This window comes from Pauljensenia sp. 20925_1_25, from assembly GCF_041433955.1.
GTDB lineage: Bacteria > Actinomycetota > Actinomycetes > Actinomycetales > Actinomycetaceae > Pauljensenia.
In genome coordinates, this window is sequence record NZ_JAPWCL010000008.1 from 42650 (window position 1) to 58826 (window position 16177).

Genomic DNA, 16177 nt, shown 5'->3' on the forward strand with positions numbered 1-16177 from the left:
AAGTGCGAGGCCGCGGGCGGCGCGCGACAATGGGCACATGAACGCTACCGATCCTGCCGCCCGCACCGACGCCGAGTGGAAGAAGCTCCTGAGCCCCATGCGCTACCACGTGCTGCGCGAGGCGGGCACGGAACGTCCCTTCACGGGCGAGCTCCTCGACGAGGACCGCGTCGGCACCTACTCGTGCGCGGCCTGTGGATCGAAACTCTTCGACTCCGATGCGAAGTTTGACTCCTCCTGCGGGTGGCCCTCCTTCTTCCAGGCGTACGACGGCGCAACCACCGAGAGCGTCGACACCAGCCACGGCATGATCCGCACCGAAGTGCGCTGCGCGACATGTGGCTCCCACCTCGGCCACGTCTTCCCCGACGCGCCCGACCAGCCCACCGGCATGCGCTACTGCATGAACTCGGCGGCCTTGACCTTCGCGCCCGCCCAGTGAACGCACCCTCCCGGTGCCCTGACGGCGTCTCTGTAGTCGACCGCGTCCCGCCTCAGCTCTACATCGTCGGCTCGGGCCTCATCCAGTACGTGGGCGCGGCGCTCGCCGTCGTCGCCTTTGCGTCCGTTGAACCTGCATCCGTCGCGTGGTGGCGCGTCCTGACGGGCGCGGTCGTTCTGCTGGCCTGGAAGCGCCCCTGGCGCGGCGGCCTGACGGTCTCGGACCTGGCGATTTCCGCGCTGTTCGGCGTCATCATCCTGACGATGAACTCCTCGTTCTATGAGTCAATCGCGCGCATTCCCCTGGGGACCGCCGTCTCACTCGAGTTCATCGGCCCGGTCGCGGTCGCTGTTCTCCGAGGCCGTGGCTGGCGGCCGCGTATCGCCGCCGTCCTCGCGTTCGCGGGGGTGGCGTGTATCGGCGGCCTCGCTCTCGACCTGAGCGTGCCGAGCGTGCGTGTCGGCGTCGCGTGGATCCTCCTCGCGGCCCTCGCCTGGTCGGCCTACATCGTCGTCGGGCAGCGTGCTTCGACCACGCGCGACGGGGTCACGAACCTGGCGCTCGGCTGCGCGTGGGGTTCTCTCTATTTCGCGCCCTTCCTCGGGCCGGGGGCGATGGCGGCCACTGCCTCGTGGGAGCTGATCGCGATTGTCGTTGGCGTTGGCCTGCTGTCCACCGCGATTCCCTACACGTTTGAGGCGCTCGCGATGCGTCGCCTGGCAGCACCCACGTTCGCGCTGTTTGCCGCGATCCTGCCCGCCACGTCCGCGCTGGTCGGTGCCGTCATGCTGCGGCAGATCCCCGGCGTCTACGAGCTGATCGGCCTGGTCCTCGTGTCGATCGCGGTGTGGCTGGCCTCGCGCCAGTGATGGGCACCCTGCGGCTCTCGACAGCTGATCCGACAGTGGCGATCCCGCCGCGGTCTCTCAGTCGAGGCTGAGGTGGCGCGGCGTGTGCTTGCCGCCGCGGGCGATCACCCAGAATGCGAACCACGCGCCGACCGAGCCGACGATCATGACGAGCACCATCGGCACGGCGCTGTCGCCGCCTGAGGTCGCCAGGGGAGCGGCGATGCCGTTCGCGATCGACTGGAACACGCCCATGACGGACGAAGCCGTGCCCGCGTGCTCGCGCGCCTCGCTCATGGCCTGTGCGCCCGAGTTGCCGAAGATAAACGCGTTCGCCGTCATAACCAGCGCGAAGCCCACGCACGTGAGAATCAGCGGCAGGTCGAGGAGGAACGTCGAGATCGCCAGCGTCACCACGCCGGTCGCGGCGATCGTCAGGCCCGTAACGATGAGCGTGCGCGGCGTGAAGTGCGAGATCAGGCGCACGTTGACCAACGCGAAACCGGTCGAGAGCAGCGCGTTGAACGCGAACACCCACGCGAAAGCCATGGGGGACAGGCCCAGCGGCCCCTGTAGCACGTAGGTGGCATTCGAGATGTAGCCGAACATACAGAAGCTCGAAAAGGTGTTGGTGAGCATGAAACCCACGAAGGGGCGGATGCGCACGACCTGGACGAGGCCGGAGAAGAACCGGGGGATACCGCCGGGGTGGCGGCGATCCTCGGGCAGAGACTCGGGCACGACGAACCACGCGAGGGCCGCCATGAGCAGCGTGAAAGCGGCGAGCGCCCAAAAAACAACCCTCCACGTCGCGTGCGTGATGATGAACGCGCCGAGGACCGGGGCGAGCATCGGCGCGAAGCCGACGATCGCCTGGATGAGGCTCATCGCGCGCGCCAGCGTCTTGCCGTGCGCGACGTCGACGAGGATCGCGCGCGCCACCGACGAGGCCACGCCGCCGCCGAGGCCCTGGAAGACTCGGCCGACGAGGAGCACCCAGATGTTGGGTGTCAGCACACAGATGATGGATCCGACCAGGGCGATGATGCCGCCCGCGATGATCGGCCGGCGGCGCCCGATCTGGTCCGAGATGGCGCCGCCCAGGACCTGGCCGGTCGCGTAGCCCACGAAGAAGGTCGTGAGCGTGAACCCGAGCATTGTCGAATTCGTCGCCAGGTCCGCCGTGATCTGCGGGAACGCGGCCGAGTACATGTCGGTCGCCATCGGGGGCACGGCGTTCTGCACGGCCAGGGTGATCAGCAGGGCAACCGTGAGTGCCCCGCCAATGATTCCGTCGCGGTCCTGGGTGTCGTTTGTCGTCATGATGTGATTGTGCACCCGTGGTGGCGCTAAATAGACGACTCGGTTGAATATTTGACACATCTTGCACGTCGCAGGCGGTGGCGTGCACACATGTGCACTGGCTGGCAGCGCTCCTTCCGCGCGAACGCCTCGACCGCGCTCACTCCTCGTCGTTGCTCGCCTCCAGCGCGTCCGCCGCGGCCTCGATCTCCTCGCGCGTCGGGCACGAGGCCGGGCCGACGACCGTCGTTGATAGTGCTCCCGCGCAGTTGGCGAAGAGAAGAGCCCGCTTCATGGGAATACCCAGGGCGAGGGAGGCTGCCAGGACTCCCGAGTGGGCATCGCCCGCGCCGTTCGTGTCAATCGCCTCGACGCGAGGTGTCGGGATGTAGGACGGGTCAGTGTCCGAGGCGCTCAGGGCGGCATCGCACGACCTCACGAAGTATGCGCCCTCGGCACCTGCACGCAGCAGAACGGGACGGCCCAGCGTGGTGAGCATCGCTCGCGCCGCTTCGCGAGGTCGACGGCACTGGTCACGAACGCTCGCATCGCCTCTCTGACGAGCGATCTCCTGAGCCTCTCTGTGGTTCATCGACACGATGACGCCGTCGGAGGGGAGGGCGGACGGGATCCCGATGACGGGGGAGACGTCCAGGAGCACGCGCACGCCCTTAGGCAGGACGCGCAGCGCAGCCTCCGCGGCCTCACGGTTCGCGGGATGGTCCATGAGGTAACCGTCGATATAGAGTACGTCGCCCGGGTGCATCGTCCGCACGAAGTCAGCCCACGCGCTCGCGGGCGACATCGTCTCGGCACCCTTAGTGGAAATGAACGTACGCTCGCCCGTGCGGTCTGTGAACGCGATGCAGAACCCGTTGTCGATGTCCGCGATGCGAGGTCCGAGGTCTGTGATCCCCTCGTGTTCAAGCGCGGCTTGGATCAGCGAGGAGTGGGGGCCAGATCCGATCGGGCTGAGGGAGATGGCCTCGGCCCCCATACGACGTGCCGCCACGAGTGCGTTGAAGCCACCACCCACGTGCATTCCCTCGTCGACGGCCCACACGTCACCTCCTGGCCCCGGAAGGGCGTCGCCGCGCACCGCGAGGTCCACGAGGATCTGCCCCATGAGGACGACCCGTCCCACCCCGGAATCGGGGGACGAGGCCGGGGCCGGCTCCTCGGGGGAAGCGCCCTCGCTCGTATTCTCAGTCTCGGAGGCCTCGGGAGCGTTCGTGGCAGGCTCGCTCGCCGCGCGCAGTGCCAACAACTCGAGGGCGATGGATGGCAGGTCGAGGTGGGAGGTGAGTTCTACCTGGGTGAGCATGGCGGGATCGAAGGCCTCGACCCCGAGCACACTGCCCAGGATCGCGCCCGCAATCGCGCCGATCGTGTCGGTGTCGCCGCCCAGGTTCGCGGCGTCCAGCAGGGCACGTGGAGAGGGATCGCGCGTGAGCAACGCGAACGCCATGGGGATCGCGTGCGCCGAGGCAACAGACGTGCCGATCTGCTCGACGAGGCACTCCAGGGACGACGAGGCCGGGTTAGCGACCAGCTGCATGGCCCTGCGCGTCGCCGCCACCACGTCCGGATCCGGCGTCCACGCGCCGCGCTCGGGCAGGGAATCAACGTAGGAAACGGCCTTCCACAACAGAGTCGTCATGTCCGAGGCGGACGCCTCCGGCCAGTCAAGAGCAAGCGATACCGCCGCCGCCACGAGCGCAGCCGACTGAAAACCCTGTCGCGTCGCATGCGTCACCTGGCAGGAGGACCAGACAGCGTCCGCGAACACTTCCGGATCCGCGGTCGAGACCGCGATACCGATCGGAGTGACGCGCATCGCTGCTCCGTTCGTAGTGCCCAAACCACCCACGGTCAGCGGGTCATCGCCCGCCCGCACGCGCTCGAGCGCCGCCTTCGTGGAGGGCCCCAGCAGGTCAAGCGACCCCCGCTCGATCATGGAATCCTCCCAGGACAGCAGCGCGTGGGAGAAGTCACCCGCGTCTAGTGCCACGCGACCCGAGGAGGAACCCCCGCCTCGTACCAGGAGAGACGCAATCAGCAGCGCCTGCTCCGTGTCATCCGTCACCGAACCGGCCGGCATCCCCGGCGCGTACGGCTGGGAGTCATCCCCGTCCACGAGTCCCGTGACGCGCCCGTACACCGCGCGGATCTGCTCCGGGGACATCGCCTGCGTCGGCATCCCCAACGCATCCCCCAACGCCAGCCCAGCGAACGCGCCATACGCGCGCGACAAACGAGGATCCATGATGCACCTCCAACGCGGGCAGCGCGGCCCACATAGCACAAACGCCCCGGGAAACCGAGGCGCGCAGTAGGCCCAGGGGGACTCGAACCCCCAACCTACGGATTAAAAGTCCGCTGCTCTACCATTGAGCTATAGGCCCATACCCCACATTGTAGAAGGAAGCGGTCCTCATGGCCCAATCGAACACTCCGCGCCGCCCGGCCATGCTCGACGCCGCCCGCGCCGAGGCAATCGTCGGCGACGAAGATCCCGCCTCTCTCGCCGCCGTCGCGCACACCGCCGCGTGGGCACTCATGGGAGTCGGCGACGAGACATTCACGGACGAGGACGTGGCCCGCCTGCGGAAAACCGTGCGCACTCGCGGCGTCGACACCATCGCCCACGTGTGGTCGCGCAGCCCCGAATTCACGCTCCCCGGGGCGCTATGGCGCGTCTACCTGCTGCACGAGTGGTACCACCGCGACCCGCTCCTGGTGGCCGAGCGCTACGCCGATGGCTCGCATGCGCCCATCATCCAGGGCCTCGAAGCCCCCGTCGAGCTGCGCTCCCTGAGCCTGATCATGGAGGAGATCGACTCGCTGCTGCGCGGTGACCTCACCGACGATGACCTCGAGTATGTGCTGCGCGAGGCCTCGCGCGCCATGCGTGTCCTCGCCGCCGGCGAGGCCGGGGCCCTGTGGATCGAAGACCCCACCGACCCGCTCGCCCACCGCGTCACCATGCGACACTCCGCACTGCTGGTGACGGCCGACGAGCTTGACATTGCTGCGCGCGAGGCGGCCGTCGGCACCCTCGACTGAGGCGGCTGCCCAACTCAGGCGGCTGCCCGACGGAGGTGTTTTTTCGGCGCGCGGACGGGCCTAGCGGAGCGCCCATACCGGCCATGACCTCGTGAAGGTGGCGCGCCCATCAGGGCGAGCGCGGCGCGGGGCGACTACCCTGGTCCCTATGCGTCCGATGCCAGCCCCACGCCCCCAGCGACTCGTTCGCTCCGCGGGCGCGCTTGTCTGGCGTTTTGCCGACTCCACGCGCGTTGCGGCCCCCGGCGAGTCCATTGACCCCGCAGACATCGAAGTCCTCATGGTTCACCGGCCACGCTACCACGACTGGTCCTGGCCCAAAGGTAAAGCCGAAAATGGTGAGCCACTGGTCGCCGCCGCCGTGCGCGAAGTCGAAGAAGAAACTGGACAGGTCATCACCCTGGGCGCGCCCCTGACCACCCAGCGCTACCGCCTGGGCGGCGGGCAAACTAAGGAAGTCCACTACTGGGTCGGCACGCCCATGCCCGCCGACGACCCCGCCGTACGCCTGCGCGCGCCCGTTGCCCGCGCCCCGCGCACCGAAATCGACCAAACCACGTGGGCCACCCCCGCAGCCGCCGCCGACATGCTCACCCGCCGAGGCGACCGCCGCCTCCTCGCAGACGTCGTCGCCCGCGCCCGCGAAGGCCGCCTCGCCACCTCCACGATCATCGTCCTGCGGCCCGGTGCCGCCGACCCTGCCCCCATTGACGCGGCGTCTGCAGCCCCCGTCGGCGGGCGCGCTTCCGCTCCGGGCACTTCAGCATCCGGTGGCACTGCGTCAGGTTCCGCGCCCACGCCCGGGACAAGTTCCGCGCCCGGCAGCCCGTCGGTGCCTACCGTCCCCGGCGTTCCTGGTCCGCTCGCCGCCGCGCCCGCTGCTCCCACACCCCGCCCCGCACCCACCCCCGCGATGGTCGCCTCAGCGGCAGCGCGCAGGGCAGCGCAGGTGGAGCGGGCCTCGTCCCTCACAGCTGAGGCCGCCGCGCACCCCGCAGATCCGCCCCTCGGACGTTTCGGTGTGCGCCAGTCCTTTGACCTCATTGACCTGTTGAGCGCGTTTGGCGTGGACCGCGCGTTCGCATCCCCGAGCGCCCGCGCGCGCCAGGTGCTTGCGCCGTGGGCTGCGGTCGGCGGTGGATCGGTGACGCTCGTGGAGGCCCTGGGTGTGCCTGTGGGGGACGAGGCTGGGGCTGATAAGGACGCCGACGCTCGAGCCGGTCGGGTGCGTGCCTTCGCGGCGCAGCGGCTGCGTGAGCAGGCCGGTGCGACCCTCCTGTCGGTCACGGGGGCCGCACGCGACCTGATCGTCGAGGAAATCCGCGCCTACGGATCGAGCGCTATCGTGGGTGCGTCGCCCGTCTCCCTGGGGCACGGACAGATCATGGTCGCCCACGTCGAACAGGGGACTGACGGGCCGGTCGTCGTCGCTGTTGAGACGCACAGCGTCACCACCAAAAATCCCGCCGTCCCGACGCGCAGAGCCTCCAGGCGGCACTGAGTCGCCCGCGTCCTATCAACGACGCGGCGACTCGGCATGAGCCGAGCCGCCGCGAGCGTGGATCAGAGGATCACAGGTGGGAGTCCTTCACCGAGCGGGTGAGGGTACTGTCGTCGGTGTTGTGGGCGTAGCACACGATCGCGCGGTCGCCACCGGCCCAGCTACCGGACGTCGGATACATGCCGCCGAACGCGAGCGAGGAGGTCGCGTAGGACGAACCAATGTAGTCCTGGAAAGCGTTCTGGCACGCGTCCTTTGCCGTGTCGGACATGGCGTCCTCACCGGGGAACGTCGCGTTGGTGAGTTCAACGACGTAGTACACCTCGCCCCAGTGAGGCTGTGAGCAGTCGAGGGTCTCCACATCCACATCGGTGTCGGCGTCCGGCTGGTTGAAGCACTGGCCGAGCTTCAAATCGATCAGGTAGGTGCGGGCGGACGCAACGGTGGGGGTGCTCGTGGGCTGGTTCGTCTTGTCGGGTGAGCTGCTCGGGGAGGCGGACGAGGAGCTGCGCGAGCTGGGGGTGTCCTCGTCATCGTCATCCTTATTGCCGAAAGGCAGGGCGGAACAGGCGGACAAGCTGAGCATGGCGGCGCAGGTCGCGAACGCGAGGGCGGGGCGGGTAAAGCGGGACATGATTCTCCTTGGATGATGGGAACGCGACCCCGGAGAGGCCGTCGCATTCGCGGCGGGCGCGTGGGACACCCGTCGACGCGTTGTGTTCACTATAACAATGTCAGTACCGACCGGTAAAGGAAGGCCATCACAGATACGCAAGCGGCGGCCCGGCCATAGCCGAACCGCCGCGTGACGACAACCCGCACGTCACAGATTGGAGTCCTTGACCGACTGGGTGAGCGAGGGCGCCTCCAAGGGGACGGCGACGCAGGCGATGACGTGCTCGCCGGCATCCCAGTTGGTCGCGTTCGGGAAGTACCAGGTGGCATCCAGGGAGGACTCCTCGTAGGGCGTACCGACGTACTCCTCAAACGCAGGGGTGCACGCTTCGAAGGCCATCGTGTTGAGTTCTTCGAAGTCGGGCAGGGTTTCGGCGTCGATCGGCGCGAGGGCGTAGACCTCACCCCAGTGCGGTGCGGAGCAGTCGACGATCACCAAGCCGTCGGCGGGATCGGTTGGCTGTTGGAAGCACTGGCCGACGCTTAGGTTGCTCAGGTTGGTGCGCGCGTCGGAGGGGATCTCGGACGCGTTGGTGACGGGTGCTTCGGCGGAGGCGCTGGCCTCGCCGGAATGGGTCGTCGAATCCTCCGAGGATGTGGACGACGAACTGGAGCAGGCGGACATACTCAGGATGGCAACGCAGGCAGCGACAGCGAGCGCGGGGCGCGCGATGCGGGACATGATTCTCCTCAGGGTGGTGGGAAAGTAGTCAGAGAATGGGCTACGAGGCCGTGGCGGACTCTCGTGATGACCGTTGGGCCGCGCTCACTATAGCAACGTGGGTGCCGGTAGGTACAAGCCGTCAAAAGTGGTGGTCCGGCCGGAGCCGAACCACCACAAGCGCAAAGCCGACCAGGCCTCGTCACATGTTGGTGTCTTTCATCGTCGTCGTGAGCTGGCTCTCGTCTCTCGTGAAGGCGATGCACTCGACCCGTCGATCACCGGCTGCCCAGGTTTCCGGGCTGGGCAGCCTCCAGATGTAGTCCAACGCGGAGTTTTCGAAGGGGCGCCCGACGTAGGCGGTGAAGGCTTCGCCGCACGTTTCGTCGCTCACCTCTTCGAGCGTGTCCTCGGAGGGCATCGTGGTCATGGTCAGGTCAAAAGTGTGGATCACCTCGGCCCCGTGCTCTTGCGTGCAGTCGACGAGCTCGAGGGGGACGCCTTCCTGAGGGGCCGCGAGCAAACACTGTCCGAGCTGCAGGTACCCGGATTCGTACAGGCCACCGGAGGAACCGGATTGCGCGGTGGGAGCGCCGCTCTGTGCGCTCGTCAAACCGTGAGCGTCGGAGGAAACGCTATTGCCCGAACCGTCGGTCGACGCGGCGGAACAGGCGGACAGACCGACAGTTGCGATGCAGGCGCACAGGGTCAACGCGGGGAGCAAAGCGCGGGACATAGTTCTCCTAGAGAATGGGGGAGTGACCCCGATCAGCGGGTCACGAGGCCGTGGCGGGCATGCGGACCCGCAGGTGCGCGTGTGCTCGTCGGCGCGCTTCGCTCACTATACAACAATGTAAATACCACTCGGTCAAGGAGAGTGACCAGAGTGGTTAAAGGGCCGCGAGCGGTCAAAAAGTACCCGTCACATGCCGGAATTGCGTACCGACTGGGTCAGCTTGTCATCCCCGGTCGGAACAGCGATACAGATAATGTCACGGTCACCGGTTGCCCAGGTCGCCTTGGTTGGCGAGAAAGCGGTGTAATCGAGCGACGTTTCCTCGGGAGTCGATCCGACGTAGGCCTCGAAAGTCTTGTAGCAGGTGTCGAAGACCAGGTCATCCATCTCGTCGCGGGACGGGAGTTCCTGTCGATCAATGGCGGTGATTGAGTAGATTTCGCCGGTGTGTTCCTCGGTGCACTCGGTCGTGGTCACCGAGTCCACCTGGGTGCCGATCGGAACAAGGACACATTGTCCGACCGTGAGCTTGGTGCTCTGCGTGCGCGAGCCAAACAGTGACGAGCAGGCGGACAGCGTCAGGGCCATGATGACGGCGGTGCCCAAAGCGAGTGCGCAACGCGGAGAGCGGGACATGGTTCTCCTTGAATTGACGGAAGCGAAGCAGTGACGGGATCGCGAGACCGGGAGTGGATGTGCGAAGACCCACCGTGGTCCTGTCCACACTATAACAACGCGGGCCGTCGTTGGGGAAAACGGGTGGTGCCCGGCTCACCGGCCGGGCACCACCCGAGAACATCATGTGACGGTCGGACTACATGCCCGAGCCCTTCACGGACTGGGTCAGCGTCTTGCCCTCAGCCGGGATGACGATGCACACGATGTCGCGGTCGCCCTTGTCCCACGAGTTCTTGGTCGGGAACATAGCGGTGACGTCGAGTTCGGTCTCATTGGTGGCCGAGCCGACGTAAGCCTCAAAGTTATCGTCGCAGGTGTCGGAGGTAAGTTTCTCGATCTCCGCGCGGGAGGGGAGCGTGTCCTGGGTGAGCGTCAAGATGTAGTAGACCTCGCCGGTGTGCTCCTCGGCGCAGTTCGCGGTGGTGATGTCACCGACCTCGTCGTCGTCCGGTAGCTGAATGCACTGGCCGACCTTCAGTGACGTGCTGTGCGTCTGGTTGCCGAACGGCAGAAGTGAACAAGCGGACAGGGATAGGCCCATGGCGGCGGCGGTGCCGACGGCGAGCATGGAACGCAGTGCGTGGGACATGGTTCTCCTTGACATCGTGAGAATGAGGTGATGATGGGATCGCGAGGTGGTGGCGGGCGCGAGGATACCCACCGCGGCACGGTGGTCACTATAACAATGCGGAACGCCGTCGGAAAAAATGGGTGGTGCCTGGCCCATCGGCCGGGCACCACCCATTGAGAGTTGAAGACCCACCAGATCCTACAGGCCCGAATCCTTGACGGACTTGGTGAGCTTGGAATGATCCAGCGGCCTTGCGAGGCAGGTGATCGAACGATCATTTTGCGCCCACGAGTCTCTCGTCGGAAGCATCCACGTCGCATCCAGCGTCGAGGTTACGTAGTGCGACCCCACGTAGTCCTTGAAGTTCGAAATGCATGCCTTCTCGGCCGCGTTGTTGAGCGCAGCCTCGCCGGGGAAGTCCCCGTCGTCGACGGACGTCGCGTAGAAGACCTCGGCGTCGTGCTCGCTGGTGCAGTTGGTCGTCTCGACCGTGGTCGCGGTCTTCTCTTCGGGCAGGAGGATGCACTGGCCGACCTGCATGTGCATGACGGAGGTGTCCGAGCACGCGGTGAGTGGGGCAACAAGGGCGAGAGCCGCGACCAGGCCGATCAGACGAGAGCGAGCCACTAGTGGACTCCCAGCGGCAGAGCGACCAGGAGGTACACGACGCCTGACACCAGGGCGGCGGCGGGTAGCGTCAGGAACCATGCGATGACGATGTTGCCCGCGACGCCCCATCGAACTGCCGAGAAGCGCTTCGTGCAACCCACACCCATGATTGCCGTCGACACGACTTGCGTCGTCGAGATGGGGGCGTGGATGACGTAGGAGCACAGGTACAGGACCGAGGCAGACACCGCCTCGGCCGTGAAGCCACGAGCCGGATCCAGGTCGATGATCTTACGACCGATCGTGCGCATGATGCGCCCGCCGCCGGCCATCGTGCCCAGCGAAATCGCCAGAGCACCCGAGATCTTCACCCACAGAGGCACGTTCATCTCGCCCGTGATCGGATCGAGGATGTTGTGTGTTTCTCCGTAGCCGCCGGCCAGCAGGGCCATGACGATGATGCCCATCGTCTTCTGCGCGTCCTGGATGCCGTGACCAAGGGCCATGGCAGCCGATGAGAAGCGCTGCGCTGCACGGAAGCGGCGCATCGTGCGGTGATACTGAGCGTTACGCAGCAGCCACAGGACGAGCTTCATGACGAAGTAGCCGATGACAAAACCGACGATGGGGGAGGCGAACATCGGAATCACAACGTGGCTCATGATGCCCCACCAGTGCACCATCGTGCCCGATAGGAGGCCAGCGCCCACCATGCCGCCAATGAGAGCGTGCGAGGAGGACGATGGGAGACCGAACCACCAGGTGATGAGGTTCCAGATACAGGCACCCAGCAGCGCGGCCAGGATGATGACCAGGCCTTTTTGCTGCATTTCGGGAAGCGGGGATTCGGCGTAGTCGGAAATTGAGATGATGCCCTTGCCGACGGTCTTCGCGACGGCGGTGCCCATCATGGCGCCGATGACGTTCATCGTTGCGGCCATGAGGAGCGCGGCACGTGGTGTCCACGCCCGCGTCGACACCGAGGTCGCGATCGCGTTCGCTGCGTCGTGGAAGCCGTTCGTGTAGCTGAAGAACAGCGCGACGACGATGACGACGCAGACGAGGATCAGATTGAGATCCACGGCTCAGGATTCCTTCAGTGCGAGGGACTCGATGATGCCTGCGAGTTCCTCGAAGGCATCAGCACAGGATTCGAGGCCCTGGACGATGTCCTTGAGCTTGATGATCGTGACCGGGTCCAGGCCCGAGTCGAACAGAGCCGTCAGGGTGCGGCGGTAGGCCAGGTCGCCCTCGTTCTCGAGGCGGTTGATCTCGATCCAGTAGTCGCGCAGGTCCACCGGCGACTTCAGCTTGTGCATGTTCTGCGCGGTTATCTCCGCGCAGTTCTTGATGACCTCGATCTGCGTGTTGAGCAGAGAGACCAGGGAAGAGGGGATGTCGGCAATGCCGTAGACGACGAGGAGATCGCCGGCTTCATCGATGAAGTCGAGGCAGTCGTCGAGGTGGGACGCCAGTGACTGCAGGTCTTCGCGGTCGAAAGGCGTGATGAACGAGGAGTTGATGCGCTGGATGATTTCGTGGTTCAGTTCGTCACCGCGGTGCTCAACCTCGTGGAGCTGATCGCGCAGGGCGATGCGTTCCTCAGGGGAGGCAGCATAGATGTGCGTCAGGATCTCGACGGCCTGCTCAAGCTGGCGAGCCTGCGAGGTGAAGTCTTCAAAAAAGTCAGGGCCTTGGGTCTTGTTTCGGAATCCCATGGTGTATTCGGTCCTTCCAATGGTGAACGGCACTGTTGTGCTACGAATAATCGTCGGTCATGGGGTGGTGTGACTTCAAGTTCAGATGCGCTTTTGCCGCCCAATGGTCATGGTCTATCTCACGGTTTAGGATGTGGGCTACTCTTCGGTCCCATTCGCGAGGTCGGGGTCGGCTCGACTGGTTTTGTTTTGCCTTGTGGGTGGGCAGAAGGTCCCTGCCGACCGGGCGGCGTGTGACTCGTTCGACTAGGATTGAGATGTGACCGGGACCAAGCGCCCGCAAGCGTGGGCATCCGTTCCGGCATGATTGATTCTGTCAATCGGGGACGCATATCGCGGCCTCGACAATCCGAAATGCCTCAGGAGGCAAAATGTCCGTGACTGAACAGGACGTGCGTGCAGCGGCTCCGGCCAACGCTCCCGAAGATGTCATCAAGTGGGTTGCTGAAATCGCTGAGCTGACCACCCCTGACGCCGTTGAGTTCTGCGACGGTTCCCAGGAAGAGTGGGACCGCCTGACCTCTCAGATGGTCGAGAGCGGCATGTTCACCAAGCTCAACGAGGAGAAGCGCCCGAACTCCTTCCTCGCTCGCTCCAAGCCTTCCGACGTTGCGCGTGTTGAGTCCCGTACCTTCATCTGCTGTGAGAAGGAAGAGGACGCGGGCCCGACCAACCACTGGGCCGACCCCAAGGAAATGAAGGCCACCCTGCACGAGAAGTTCACGGGTGCCATGAAGGGCCGCACCATGTACGTGGTTCCCTTCTCCATGGGTCCCCTGGGCGGCCCCATCTCCCAGCTCGGTGTTGAGATCACCGACTCCCCCTACGTTGTTGTCAACATGCGCATCATGACCCGCATGGGTGCTGCTGCCATGGACCTCATCAATGAGGGTCGCGTGTGGGTTCCCGCCGTCCACTCCGTCGGTGTTCCTCTCGAGCCCGGTCAGGAAGACTCGACTTGGCCCTGCAACGATGAGAAGTACATCACCCACTTCCCGGAGACCAACGAGATCTGGTCCTTTGGTTCGGGCTACGGCGGCAACGCGCTGCTCGGCAAGAAGTGCTTCGCTCTGCGTATCGCTTCGACCATGGCCCGCCGCGACGGCTGGATGGCCGAGCACATGCTCGTCCTGCGCCTGACCCGCGAGTCCACCGGCCAGCAGTTCCACGTCACCGCCGCCTTCCCGTCGGCCTGTGGCAAGACCAACCTCGCCATGCTCCAGCCCACGATCCCCGGCTACAAGGTCGAGACCGTCGGCGACGACATCGCGTGGATGCGTCCCGGCCCGGATGGCCGCCTGCGCGCCATCAACCCCGAGGCCGGCTTCTTCGGCGTCGCCCCCGGCACCTCCTACAAGACCAACCCCATGGCCATGGAGACCGGCAAGGCGAACTCCATCTTCACGAACGTCGCTCTGACCGACGACGGTGACGTGTGGTGGGAAGGCATCGACGGTGACGTTCCGGCGCACCTGATCGACTGGCACGGCAATGACTGGACCCCCGAGTCCGGCGAGAAGGCTGCTCACCCGAACAGCCGCTTCACCGTCCCCGCCTCGCAGTGCCCGATCATCTGCCCCGACTGGGAAGCCCCCGAGGGCGTTGCGGTTGACGCCGTCCTCTTCGGTGGCCGCCGCGCCACCAACGTCCCGCTGGTTGCCGAGCAGTACGAGCCCGCCCACGGCGTGTTCATCGGTGCTTCCGTGGCCTCCGAGGTCACCGCTGCTGCGACCGACGTCAAGGCCGGCTCGCTGCGCCACGACCCCTTCGCCATGCTGCCCTTCTGCGGCTACAACATGGCCGACTACTGGGGCCACTGGCTGGAGATGCAGGACAAGCTGGGCGAGGGCTTCCCGAAGGTCTACCAGGTCAACTGGTTCCGTAAGGACGAAGACGGCAACTTCATGTGGCCCGGCTACGGTGACAACGCCCGCGTTCTGGACTGGATCGTTCGCCGCGCCGCTGGCGAGGTCGAGGCCATTGACGGTGTGACCGGTCGTTACCCGAAGTTCGAGGACTTCAACCTGGATGGCCTGGACATCGACGAGGCCGTGTGGGCGAAGCTCTTTGCGATTGACCCCGACGCCTGGGCCGCCGAGATGGACGACACGGAGGAGTACTTCTCGCAGTTCGGCGATAAGCTCCCCGCCGCCATCACCGAGCAGCTGGCCAAGTTCCGCGAGCGTATTGCCGCCGCGAAGCAGGCCTGATCGACGCGGATCTGTGGGCGGGCCCCGGAGGTAACTCCGGGGCCCGCCCCTTTTTGACTACCTGTAGGTCTCGTCTCTCGTCAGACCAAGGCTGACCGGCTTGCGTGCGAGCAGAACGGGCGGGCTAGACTGGGAGCGCATCCGACCGCGCGCGCAAGGAGAGTCCGTGCCCAACTACTTGAACGATGACGAGCTGGCCCACGCGAAGGGCTTGCTTGATCGAATGACGACCATCTACCAGCACACCGTCGTGGGTCAGGAAGCACTACGCCGCGCGCTCACCGCCTCGCTTCTCGCCGGTGGCCACGTCCTGGTGGAGTCCGTGCCCGGCCTCGCGAAGACGACGGCCGCGCAGACCCTCGCGTCCGCGGTATCGGGCACCTTCCACCGTATCCAGTGCACCCCCGACCTGATGCCCAACGACATCGTTGGCTCCCAGATCTGGAACCAGGAACGCGGCGAGATGGTCACCCGGCTGGGTCCCGTGCACGCCAACCTGGTTCTCCTGGACGAGATCAACCGTTCGTCGGCCAAGACGCAGTCCGCCATGCTGGAAGCCATGCAGGAACGCCAGACTACGATCGGTGGCGTCAACCATCAGCTGCCCGATCCCTTCATGGTCATGGCCACGCAGAACCCCATCGAAGAAGAGGGCACCTACGTGCTGCCCGAAGCCCAAATGGACCGCTTCCTCCTCAAGGAAGTCATCACCTACCCGACGCCCGTCGAGGAGTTTGAGGTTCTCTCGCGCATTGACAGTGGTCAGATGACAAGGCCTGCGGACGTCGTTCCGATCACCCTCGACGACGTGCGCACGCTGCAGGAAGCACGACGACGCGTTTACGTCCACGAGACCCTCAAGGCCTACATCGTCGACATCATCAACACGACCCGAGGTGCCGGCCCCAACCCACTCCCGGGCTGGAAGAAGCACGTGCGCGTGGGTGCTTCCCCCCGTGGCGGCATCGCCCTCATGCAAATCGCGCAGGCGATCGCCCTCATGGAGGGCCGCAACCACGTCATGCCGGACGACATCAAGGAAATGCGCTACGGCATCCTGCGTCACCGCATCATCCGCACCTTCGATGCCGTGGCTGACAACGTCTCCATTGAGGGACTCATCGACGCCGTCTTCAAAGCGGTTCCCGTTCCGTAAAGAA

16 protein-coding genes and 1 tRNA gene are annotated in these 16177 nt (G+C 65.6%); 6 read left to right on the forward strand and 11 right to left on the reverse strand.

Features of this window, described 5'->3' with window-relative positions:
• Positions 1 to 37: 37 nt before the first annotated feature.
• Together msrB and O3932_RS05180 are read left to right on the forward strand one after the other, a co-directional pair.
• Positions 38 to 442, forward strand: a complete 405-nt coding sequence (msrB, locus tag O3932_RS05175) for a peptide-methionine (R)-S-oxide reductase MsrB (RefSeq protein WP_314736725.1) — start codon at positions 38 to 40, stop codon at positions 440 to 442.
• Positions 439 to 1311 carry a DMT family transporter gene (locus O3932_RS05180; RefSeq protein ID WP_371536706.1) on the forward strand — a complete coding sequence of 291 codons (873 nt, stop codon included), beginning with the start codon at positions 439 to 441 and terminating at the stop codon, positions 1309 to 1311. Before msrB ends, O3932_RS05180 begins: the two co-directional genes overlap by 4 nt.
• A 57-nt stretch (positions 1312 to 1368) precedes the next feature.
• On the opposite strand, the gene O3932_RS05185 is transcribed toward O3932_RS05180, so the two are convergent.
• The 3 genes from O3932_RS05185 to O3932_RS05195 form a co-directional block, all read right to left on the reverse strand.
• Positions 1369 to 2613 (reverse strand): multidrug effflux MFS transporter, encoded by a 1245-nt coding sequence (locus tag O3932_RS05185; RefSeq protein WP_034504730.1) that lies wholly within the window; start codon positions 2611 to 2613, stop codon positions 1369 to 1371.
• A gap of 139 nt (positions 2614 to 2752) precedes the next feature.
• A complete protein-coding gene (locus tag O3932_RS05190; RefSeq protein ID WP_371536708.1) occupies positions 2753 to 4858 on the reverse strand; it encodes a PfkB family carbohydrate kinase in 2106 nt (701 codons plus the stop codon).
• A 67-nt stretch (positions 4859 to 4925) separates the two neighbouring features.
• Positions 4926 to 4997 (reverse strand) — tRNA-Lys (locus O3932_RS05195).
• A gap of 31 nt (positions 4998 to 5028) precedes the next feature.
• Here O3932_RS05195 and O3932_RS05200 point away from each other — a divergent pair.
• Positions 5029 to 5658, forward strand: a complete 630-nt coding sequence (locus O3932_RS05200; RefSeq protein WP_371536711.1) for a hypothetical protein — start codon at positions 5029 to 5031, stop codon at positions 5656 to 5658.
• A 148-nt stretch (positions 5659 to 5806) separates the two neighbouring features.
• Positions 5807 to 7159 carry an NUDIX domain-containing protein gene (locus tag O3932_RS05205; RefSeq protein WP_371536714.1) on the forward strand — a complete coding sequence of 451 codons (1353 nt, stop codon included), beginning with the start codon at positions 5807 to 5809 and terminating at the stop codon, positions 7157 to 7159.
• A gap of 70 nt (positions 7160 to 7229) precedes the next feature.
• Here the strand turns inward: O3932_RS05205 and O3932_RS05210 are convergent, their stop codons facing one another.
• From O3932_RS05210 to O3932_RS05245, 8 genes are all read right to left on the reverse strand, one after another.
• Complete coding sequence (locus O3932_RS05210) at positions 7230 to 7793, reverse strand: septum formation family protein (protein ID WP_296502109.1); 564 nt, start codon at positions 7791 to 7793, stop codon at positions 7230 to 7232.
• 189 nt (positions 7794 to 7982) lie between these two features.
• Positions 7983 to 8516 carry a septum formation family protein gene (locus O3932_RS05215; RefSeq protein ID WP_371536717.1) on the reverse strand — a complete coding sequence of 178 codons (534 nt, stop codon included), beginning with the start codon at positions 8514 to 8516 and terminating at the stop codon, positions 7983 to 7985.
• A gap of 181 nt (positions 8517 to 8697) precedes the next feature.
• The gene (locus O3932_RS05220; protein WP_009647937.1) at positions 8698 to 9231 is read right to left on the reverse strand and encodes a septum formation family protein; all 534 of its coding nucleotides are present in this window, start codon (positions 9229 to 9231) and stop codon (positions 8698 to 8700) included.
• Between the two features lie 186 nt (positions 9232 to 9417).
• Positions 9418 to 9867, reverse strand: coding sequence for a septum formation family protein (locus O3932_RS05225; protein ID WP_299238647.1), 450 nt, complete (start codon positions 9865 to 9867; stop codon positions 9418 to 9420).
• Positions 9868 to 10045: 178 nt separating this feature from the next.
• The gene (locus O3932_RS05230) at positions 10046 to 10498 is read right to left on the reverse strand and encodes a septum formation family protein (RefSeq protein WP_296502102.1); all 453 of its coding nucleotides are present in this window, start codon (positions 10496 to 10498) and stop codon (positions 10046 to 10048) included.
• A gap of 180 nt (positions 10499 to 10678) precedes the next feature.
• Positions 10679 to 11107, reverse strand: coding sequence for a septum formation family protein (locus O3932_RS05235; protein ID WP_296502100.1), 429 nt, complete (start codon positions 11105 to 11107; stop codon positions 10679 to 10681).
• Positions 11107 to 12171: an inorganic phosphate transporter gene (locus O3932_RS05240; protein WP_009647936.1), complete on the reverse strand. Its 1065-nt coding sequence runs from the start codon at positions 12169 to 12171 to the stop codon at positions 11107 to 11109. Before O3932_RS05240 ends, O3932_RS05235 begins: the two co-directional genes overlap by 1 nt.
• 3 nt (positions 12172 to 12174) lie before the next feature.
• Positions 12175 to 12807, reverse strand: a complete 633-nt coding sequence (locus tag O3932_RS05245) for a DUF47 domain-containing protein (RefSeq protein WP_009647933.1) — start codon at positions 12805 to 12807, stop codon at positions 12175 to 12177.
• 371 nt (positions 12808 to 13178) lie between these two features.
• On the opposite strand from O3932_RS05245, the gene O3932_RS05250 reads away from it, so the two are divergent.
• Positions 13179 to 15017, forward strand: coding sequence for a phosphoenolpyruvate carboxykinase (GTP) (locus O3932_RS05250; protein WP_009647935.1), 1839 nt, complete (start codon positions 13179 to 13181; stop codon positions 15015 to 15017).
• Between the two features lie 166 nt (positions 15018 to 15183).
• Complete coding sequence (locus tag O3932_RS05255; RefSeq protein WP_009647367.1) at positions 15184 to 16173, forward strand: MoxR family ATPase; 990 nt, start codon at positions 15184 to 15186, stop codon at positions 16171 to 16173.
• Positions 16174 to 16177 lie beyond the last annotated feature (4 nt).